Annotated in this window: 7 protein-coding genes, 3 tRNA genes and 1 pseudogene; 9 read left to right on the plus strand and 2 right to left on the minus strand. The window is 72.6% G+C overall.

What is annotated here, in order from left to right; genetic code table 11:
* From VNM44_RS12465 to VNM44_RS12480, 4 genes and pseudogenes are all read left to right on the plus strand, one after another.
* Positions 1–284, plus strand: a pseudogene (locus tag VNM44_RS12465) (lactate utilisation protein LutB domain-containing protein); the annotation flags it as partial.
* Positions 268–912, plus strand: a complete 645-nt coding sequence (locus VNM44_RS12470; RefSeq protein WP_325626211.1) for a LutC/YkgG family protein — start codon at positions 268–270, stop codon at positions 910–912. The pseudogene VNM44_RS12465 and the gene VNM44_RS12470, both read left to right, overlap by 17 nt.
* Before the next feature lie 12 nt (positions 913–924).
* A tRNA-Pro gene (locus VNM44_RS12475) sits at positions 925–999 on the plus strand.
* Positions 1,000–1,002: 3 nt separating this feature from the next.
* On the plus strand, positions 1,003–1,653 hold the full coding sequence (locus tag VNM44_RS12480) for a M15 family metallopeptidase (protein ID WP_325626212.1): 651 nt from the start codon (positions 1,003–1,005) through the stop codon (positions 1,651–1,653).
* Between the two features lie 67 nt (positions 1,654–1,720).
* Here the strand turns inward: VNM44_RS12480 and VNM44_RS12485 are convergent.
* Positions 1,721–1,793, minus strand: a tRNA-Gly gene (locus tag VNM44_RS12485).
* Positions 1,794–1,812: 19 nt separating this feature from the next.
* Between VNM44_RS12485 and VNM44_RS12490 the strand changes: the two genes are divergently transcribed.
* The 5 genes from VNM44_RS12490 to VNM44_RS12510 all read left to right on the plus strand — a co-directional run bounded on the left by VNM44_RS12490 (position 1,813) and on the right by VNM44_RS12510 (position 6,314).
* A complete protein-coding gene (locus tag VNM44_RS12490; protein ID WP_325626213.1) occupies positions 1,813–2,559 on the plus strand; it encodes a cytochrome c oxidase assembly protein in 747 nt (248 codons plus the stop codon).
* 4 nt (positions 2,560–2,563) lie between these two features.
* Complete coding sequence (locus tag VNM44_RS12495) at positions 2,564–4,081, plus strand: alkaline phosphatase D family protein (protein ID WP_325626214.1); 1,518 nt, start codon at positions 2,564–2,566, stop codon at positions 4,079–4,081.
* A 13-nt stretch (positions 4,082–4,094) separates the two neighbouring features.
* Positions 4,095–5,330 carry an MFS transporter gene (locus VNM44_RS12500; protein WP_325626215.1) on the plus strand — a complete coding sequence of 412 codons (1,236 nt, stop codon included), beginning with the start codon at positions 4,095–4,097 and terminating at the stop codon, positions 5,328–5,330.
* Positions 5,321–5,393 (plus strand) — tRNA-Arg (locus tag VNM44_RS12505). The genes VNM44_RS12500 and VNM44_RS12505 overlap by 10 nt, the downstream gene beginning before the upstream one ends.
* Positions 5,394–5,420: 27 nt before the next feature.
* Positions 5,421–6,314 carry an NAD(P)-dependent oxidoreductase gene (locus VNM44_RS12510; protein WP_325626216.1) on the plus strand — a complete coding sequence of 298 codons (894 nt, stop codon included), beginning with the start codon at positions 5,421–5,423 and terminating at the stop codon, positions 6,312–6,314.
* A gap of 261 nt (positions 6,315–6,575) precedes the next feature.
* Here the strand turns inward: VNM44_RS12510 and VNM44_RS12515 are convergent, their stop codons facing one another.
* On the minus strand, positions 6,576–6,791 hold the full coding sequence (locus VNM44_RS12515) for a hypothetical protein (protein ID WP_325626217.1): 216 nt from the start codon (positions 6,789–6,791) through the stop codon (positions 6,576–6,578).
* Between the last annotated feature and the right edge of the window lie 105 nt (positions 6,792–6,896).

Raw genomic sequence — 6,896 nt, forward strand, 5'->3', positions numbered from 1 at the left:
ACATCCCCCGCATCCTCGTCCACGAGCGGGCGAAGCTCGTCGCGCGCGCACGGCCGGGAGTCGAGGGTCGAGCGCTACGGGCTCTCGGCCGGTCGTTCTCGAGCATCGAGCGCTACGAGCGCGCGCAGCGGCTCGCGCGCACGCTTCAGCGACCCTTCCTCAGGCGCGGCCGCCTGCGCTGGCTCCCCGGCCCCCTGGCAGCGTGGGGACGGTCGCGCACGCTCCCCGGGATCCCGTCCGAGACCTTTCGCGAGTGGTGGGAGTCGCGTGAGCGACAGCCGTGAGGTGATGCTGGGTCGGATCCGCGCCGCACTGGCCGGAGAGGACGCGCTTCCCGACGTGCCGCGCGCGTACCGCGAGCACGGGTCGCGGTCGTCGGGGGAGGTCGTCGCGCTCTTCGTCGAGCGGCTCGAGGAGACGGGCGCGGTCGTCGTCCGTACGGGCGATGCCGGGCTCGCTGTGGGCGTGGCGCTCCGCGAGCAGGGGGCCGCCCGGGTGGTCGTGTCACCCGATCTGCCGGACGCGGTCACGCCGGCCGAGGTCGAGCTGATCGAAGACCGTGGCCTCTCGCCGGCCGAGCTCGACGGGCTCGACGGCGCCCTGACGACCTGTGCCGCGGCGTGTGCCGAGACGGGCACGATCGCGTTCGACGGCGGCGAGGGCCAGGGCCGCCGCGCGATCGCTCTCGTGCCCGACCTCCACGTCTGCGTCGTCCGCGAGGAGCAGGTCGTCGAGACCGTGCCCGAGCTGATCGCCCGCCTCGCCCCGTCCGCCCGCGATGGGCGCCCGATCGTCCTCGTCTCGGGCCCGTCGGCGACCTCCGACATCGAGCTCGAGCGCGTCGAGGGCGTCCATGGCCCGCGACGCCTGGTCGTGGTGCTCGTGGGGGAGGCCGGCCGTGGCGGACCGTAGACTTGCGTTTCACGGGGTGTAGCTCAGCCTGGTCAGAGCGCCTGTTTTGGGGACAGGAAGTCGCTGGTTCGAATCCGGCCACCCCGATTCGTGAGGAGATCGCTGCTCGGTGCCGCGCTGGTCGCGCTTCTCCTCCACGGCGGAGGTGTCGCCGCGAGCGCGACCGGCGCCGCCTTCTCCGTGGCTCCGATCTCGAAGGCTCTCGCCGCCCGCATGACGGGCGTCTCGTGGCGTCCGGGCTGTCCGGTGCCGCTTCGCGACCTGCGCGTCGTCACGGCGTCGTACCGTGGCTTCGACGGCCGCACGCGAACGGGGCGGATCGTCGTCCACCGTGACGTGGCCGCCGACGTGCTGAGGGCCTTCCGTCGCCTCTACGCCGAGCGGTTCCCGATCCGGCGGATGGTCACGGTCGACGCGTACGGCGGCTCGGACTTCCGCTCGATCGAGGCCGACAACACGTCGGCTTTCAACTGCCGCTTCGTCGACGGCACGACCCGCTGGTCGGAGCACGCCTACGGCCGCGCGATCGACTTGAACCCGATCGAGAACCCGTACGTGACCTCGTCCGGAACGACCTCGCATCCTGCGAGCCGCCCGTACCTCCGCCGCGCTCCGTACCGTCCGGGAATGGCGGTGGAGGCCGGAGCCGCCGTCCGCGCGTTCGAGGCGGTCGGCTGGTCCTGGGGCGGCCGCTGGTCGGGCGCGAAGGACTATCAGCACTTCTCCGCGAGCGGCCGTTAGACCGCCCGTACGACGAGTCGCTCCGCTGTCTTCACATGAGACAACGTACCTCGGCGGGCGGGCGGCAAGCGGGCGACCGGGCTCGAACCGGCGACATTCAGCTTGGAAGGCTGACGCTCTACCAACTGAGCTACACCCGCGCGAAAGTAGCGTAGCGGCGTGGGCCCCGGAGCATGGTCGTGGAACGCCGAAGCGCTCGTTCCCGTCGCGCTGGCGGGCCTCTACCTCGTCGGGACCCGCGGGGAGAGCACCAGGGGCCGCACTGCGGCGTTCCTCACCGGCTGCGCGCTGCTCGTCGCCGCGCTCGTCACGCCCCTCGATACGCTCGCGCGCGAGTACCTCGTCTGGGCGCACCTGCTCCAGAACGTCGTCCTCGCCGAGTGGGCGCCGCTCCTTCTCGTGCTCGGGATCCCGCCCGGCCTGGCCGAGCGTCTGACCCGGCCGCGGGCCATCCGTCTCCTGACGACGCCGTTCGTCGCGTTGCCGCTCTGGGTCGCGACCTACGCGCTCTGGCACGTGCCGGCGCTCTACGACGCGGCGCTTCGCCACCCCTCGAGCCTGCTCGCGCTCGAGCACGCCACGTACGTCGCCTCGGGCGTCCTGTTCTGGTGGTGCGTGTGGCAGGAGGCGCCCCACCGCCTCTCGGCGATCGCGCGCGCGGGGTACGTCGTCGCGGCGTTCGTGCTCTCGGCACCGCTCGGCCTCGTCCTCGCGCTCGTTCCGCGGCCGCTCTACGACTTCTACGCTCATGCACCCGAGCGGGTCTGGGGGATCGCGCGACTCGAGGATCAGCAGCTCGGCGGGATGACGATGGCGGGCGAGCAGTCCGTCGTCTTCTTCGTCGTCTTCGCCCTCTGGTTCACCAGGTTCCTCGCCGAGCAGGAGCGGCTCGAGGAAGTAGCCTGACGCGATGCCGGTCCGCGCCTTCCTCGCCTGCGCGGCCGTCCTCGTCGGTGGTGTATCGGCCGCGGTCGCACCGGCGGCGCCGTCGGCTCCCGGATTCGCATACGGCGTGGCAGCCGGGGAGATGACGCCGACCTCCGCGCGACTCTGGACGCGCGCACCCGGCGTCGGTCGCGTCACTCTGATGCTCACCGGCGCGGGGACGACACGCACGTTCGCGCTCGTTGCACGGCCGTCGTCAGACCTCACCGCCCAGCGCACGGTCCGCGGCCTGCGGCCGGGCACGACGTATCGCTACTCGTTCGCGCAGGGAAGGACGAGAAGCGCGATCGGGAGCTTCGAGACGGCGCCGGCGGCGACCTCGGCGGGAACCGTCAGGTTCGCGATCTCCGGCGATGCCGACGCGACCCGGGACGCGAGCGGGAAGCTCGGTTTCAACGGCTTCGAGACGTACAGCGCGATGGCGCGGGGGCGGAACGACTTCGCGCTCAACTTCGGCGACACGATCTACTCCGACTCGGGGGTCGGCGGCGCGCCCGTGGCCCGAACCGTCGCGCAGAAGTGGGCGAAATACCGCCTCGGTCTCGCGCTCGTGCCGCTCCAGCGGCTCAAGTCGTCGACGGGCGTCTACAGCGGCTGGGACGACCACGAGTTCGTGAACGACTACTCGCGGGCCGAGCACGGCGACGCGATCTACCGCGCCGGTGTCAAGGCCTTCCTCGACTACACACCTGCGACGTACAGCCCGCGAACGGGCGACTACCGGAGGTTCCGATGGGGAAAGAACCTCGAGCTCTTCATCCTCGACGGCCGCAGCTTCCGCAGCCCGAAGGTCACCGCTGCCTGCGACGGTGACATCGCGCCGACCGCGCCGCCGGCCGTCCGACAGGCCTTTGCACCGCTGTCGCCTGCGCTCGCCAAACCTGTGCCGCAGGCGTGCCTCGACGCGATCGCCTCGCCGTCGCGCACCCTTCTCGGCGCCGCGCAGCTCGCCGCATTCACGAAGGCGATCCGGTCGTCGAAGGCGACGTTCAAGGTGGTCGTCAATCCCGAGCCGCTGATGCAGCTCTACGCGCTCCCGTACGACCGCTGGGAGGGCTACGCCGCCGAGCGGGCGCGCGTGCTGGCCGTCCTGCGCCAGGTGAAGAACGTCGTCGTCATGACGACGGACACGCACGCCCACCTGATCGGGGAGATTCGAACCGACACCTTCGCCGCGGGCGGCCCGGTCGGCACCGGTATCTGGGAGGTCGTCACCGGCCCGGTCGCGACGAACACGTACGCAAAGGAGATCGACTCCTTCCTCGGTGCTCCGGGGTTCGGGGCGGTCGTGACCGGAGCGTTCTTCAAGCCGGCTCCGCCCCGCGGGCTCGGTCTCCGGTGCGCTCAGACCGATCAATACGGCTACGCGCAGGTGACCGTGACCTCGGCGACGCTGACGGTGCAGCCGCGAACCGCCTCCGGCGGCGTCGTGCTCGACGCGTCCGGCGCGCCGTGCGCACCGCTCATCGTCCGCGCGAGGTGAGCTCCTCTCGGTCGTGAGCGGCGCTCGCCCCTACCGGGAGCTTCTCGGCCTTCCGCACGCGAGCGCGATGCTCGCCTGGTCGCTGCTCGGCCGGCTGCCGCTCGGGATGACGCCGCTCGCGCTCCTCTTCCTCGTTCGCGGGGAGGGGAAGGGCTACGGCGCCGCCGGTGTCGTCGTGGCTCTCTACGCGGTCGCCGTCGGGGTCGGTGCGCCGATCGCGGGTCGCCAGGTCGATAGGTTCGGGCCGACGACGGTGCTCCGCATCCGGGCCGTCCTCTACGCCCTGCTCGTCGGAGCCGTCGTCGCCCTCGCGGTGCTCGACGCCGGCGTCGTGCCGATCGCCGGGGTCGCGGCGCTCGCGGGCCTCTCCCTGCCGCCGCTCTCGTCGACCGTGAGGATCGTGTGGCCGCGGCTGGCGCCCGACGAGCTGCGCTCGACCGCATACGCCCTGGAGGCGTCCCTGCAGGAGGTGTTCTTCGTCGGCGGCCCTCTCCTCGCCGCCGGGCTCGCCGCGCTGAGCCCCGCGGCCGCCGTCGCCGGCGCCGGCGCCGCGAGCCTGGTCGGCGCCACCGCGACCGCCCTGCTGCCTCCCGTCCGGAAGACGCCGCCCTCGCGGGCGGTCGGCGCTGGGCTCGTCGGGGCGCTCGGATCCCCCGGGATCCGCACGGTCGTGCTCTACGCGGCGACGATCGGCGTCGGCTTCGGCTCCGTCGAGCTCGCGATGCCGGCGTTCGCGGAGGCGCACGGCTCGCGGGAGCTCGGCGGCCTCGCGCTCGCGTCGTTCTCCGCCGGGAGCCTCGCCGGCGGGCTGGCCGCCGGCATGCGGCCGCCGAAAAGCGTGTTGAAGCGCTTCTTCGTCGGGGCCTTTCTCCTGACGGTCGCGCTGCTCTCGCTCCAGCTCGCGACGTCGATCCCGACGCTCTGTCTGTTCGCGTTCGTCGCCGGCCTCCCCATCGCCCCCACGATCGGCGCTCTGTACGCGCTGATCGACCGCTCAGCGCGAAGCGGCACGGCGGCCGAGGCGTTCGCCTGGTTCGGCACCGCCGTCTCGATCGGCATCGCGACCGGGTCGGCGGCGGCGGGGGCGATCGTCGACGAACGCGGCGTGCGGGCCGCGTTTGCCGTCGGCGCCGCCGCCGCGCTCGTCGGTGCACTGCTCGCGTGGGTACGACGCGGCAGCTTCCGCGCTCGCACGACTGACGCCGAGGGCGCCGGGGAACCGTCTACCCTGCTCGTCGAGCGCCCGTAGCTCAGGGGACAGAGCAGCGGACTTCTAATCCGCGGGTCGGAGGTTCGAATCCTCCCGGGCGCGCTGAGCCGCTGGCCTAGACTGGGGCCGATGCCTGCGAGCCGTCCGTTCGTCGGAATCGTCTCGCCGGGCGCGATGGGCAGCGCCCTCGGGAGGACGCTCCGTGCCGGCGGCTCTCGCGTCGTCGTGTCGCTCGACGGGCGGAGCGAGCGCTCGCGACGGCTTGCGACGGAGGCCGGCCTCGAGGACGTCGGCTCGCTCGACGTCCTGCTGCGCGAGGCGGCGGTCGTCCTCTCGGTCGTGCCTCCCGGTTCCGCGCTCGAGGTCGCCTCGGCGATTGCGGCGAACGCGCGAACCCCGATGCCTCTCGTCGCCGACCTGAACGCCGTCGCACCGGCGACCGCCGAACGGATCGCGACGACGCTGCGCGAGGCCGGTCTCGACATGGTCGACGGTTCCATCTCCGGGCCGCCTCCGCGCGAAGCCGGGACGACACGCGTCTACCTCTCCGGCCCTCGCGCGGCCGAGGTTGCGGCGTTGCCTCTCGACGGCGTGCAGCGGGTCGTCGTGGGCGACGACGTCGGCCTCGCCTCTGCGGTCAAGATGTGCACCGCGTCGGTCTACAAGGGTCGGGTCGCTCTGCTCGCGCAGGCCCTCCGCACCGCTCACGCGCACGGCGTCGTCGAGCACGTGCTCGACGACCTTGTCGAGGCGGGCCTGGCCGATCCCGAGCGAACCGGCGCGACACTCGCGCGCGCATCGGCGAAGGCCTGGCGCTACGTCGCCGAGATGGAGGAGATCGCGCGGACCCAGGATGCGGCCGGCCTGCGGAAGGATCTCTTCGCCGCACTCGCCATCGTCTACGGCGACCTGGCGGCTGCAGCCGTCGACGGGGCGCCCGAGGAGGTACTCGACACAGTCTCGCTCGATGCGGTGCTCGACCGATTCGCCGCTGCGCGAACGGTGCCGGACGGCGTGACCTAGCGGGAGCCAGTCGGCGCACCGAGCGGTAGACGCCTCGGGCGGGCTCGGTGAGCCGCCAGGTCAGCGACTGCTCGATTGCGTCCACCTGCGCCCGAAGCCCGGCCTCGGACGCCCTCGCGGCCGTGCTCACCTCGTCGCGCACGGCGAGGGCATGCAGCTCGCTGCGAAGGAGCGCCGCCTCGTCTCGGCCCGCGTCCCACGGATGGTCGACGGTTCCCGCGACGTCGAAGAAGGCCAGGGGCGTCGACTCCGAGGTGACGATCAGGAGCTTCGTGCGCGGGTCGAGGTCGATGCCCTTCGGGCCTCCTTCCTGCGGGTTGTGCCGAGCGCGCTCGAAGGTCTCGTCGTCCGCCCGAGCGCACCGAGCGTGTCGCGCACCGCGACGGAAGCGACGAGCTCGATCGGCTCGGGCTCGAGACCCCGTGACCGATCCGCATCGGCGCTCACCTGGATCTCCTGGAGCGCGGCGACGGTCACGGCGCGAGCCTACCGTCGGTTCGGGACGACGTCCGTCGTCACCGGGGCAGCCGCAGGCCGAGGCGTCGCGGGAGTGTCGCCACGAGACGCGTGACCGGGTCCGGC

This window comes from Gaiella sp. (assembly GCF_035558935.1).
Taxonomy (GTDB): domain Bacteria; phylum Actinomycetota; class Thermoleophilia; order Gaiellales; family Gaiellaceae; genus Gaiella.

What these genes read in the sequence shown, in the direction of transcription:
- VNM44_RS12495 (WP_325626214.1), top strand. Translation starts at nt 2,564, where the DNA reads ATGCCGGTCCGCGCCTTCCTCGCCTGCGCGGCCGTCCTCGTCGGTGGT.
- VNM44_RS12510 (WP_325626216.1), top strand. Translation starts at nt 5,421, where the DNA reads ATGCCTGCGAGCCGTCCGTTCGTCGGAATCGTCTCGCCGGGCGCGATG.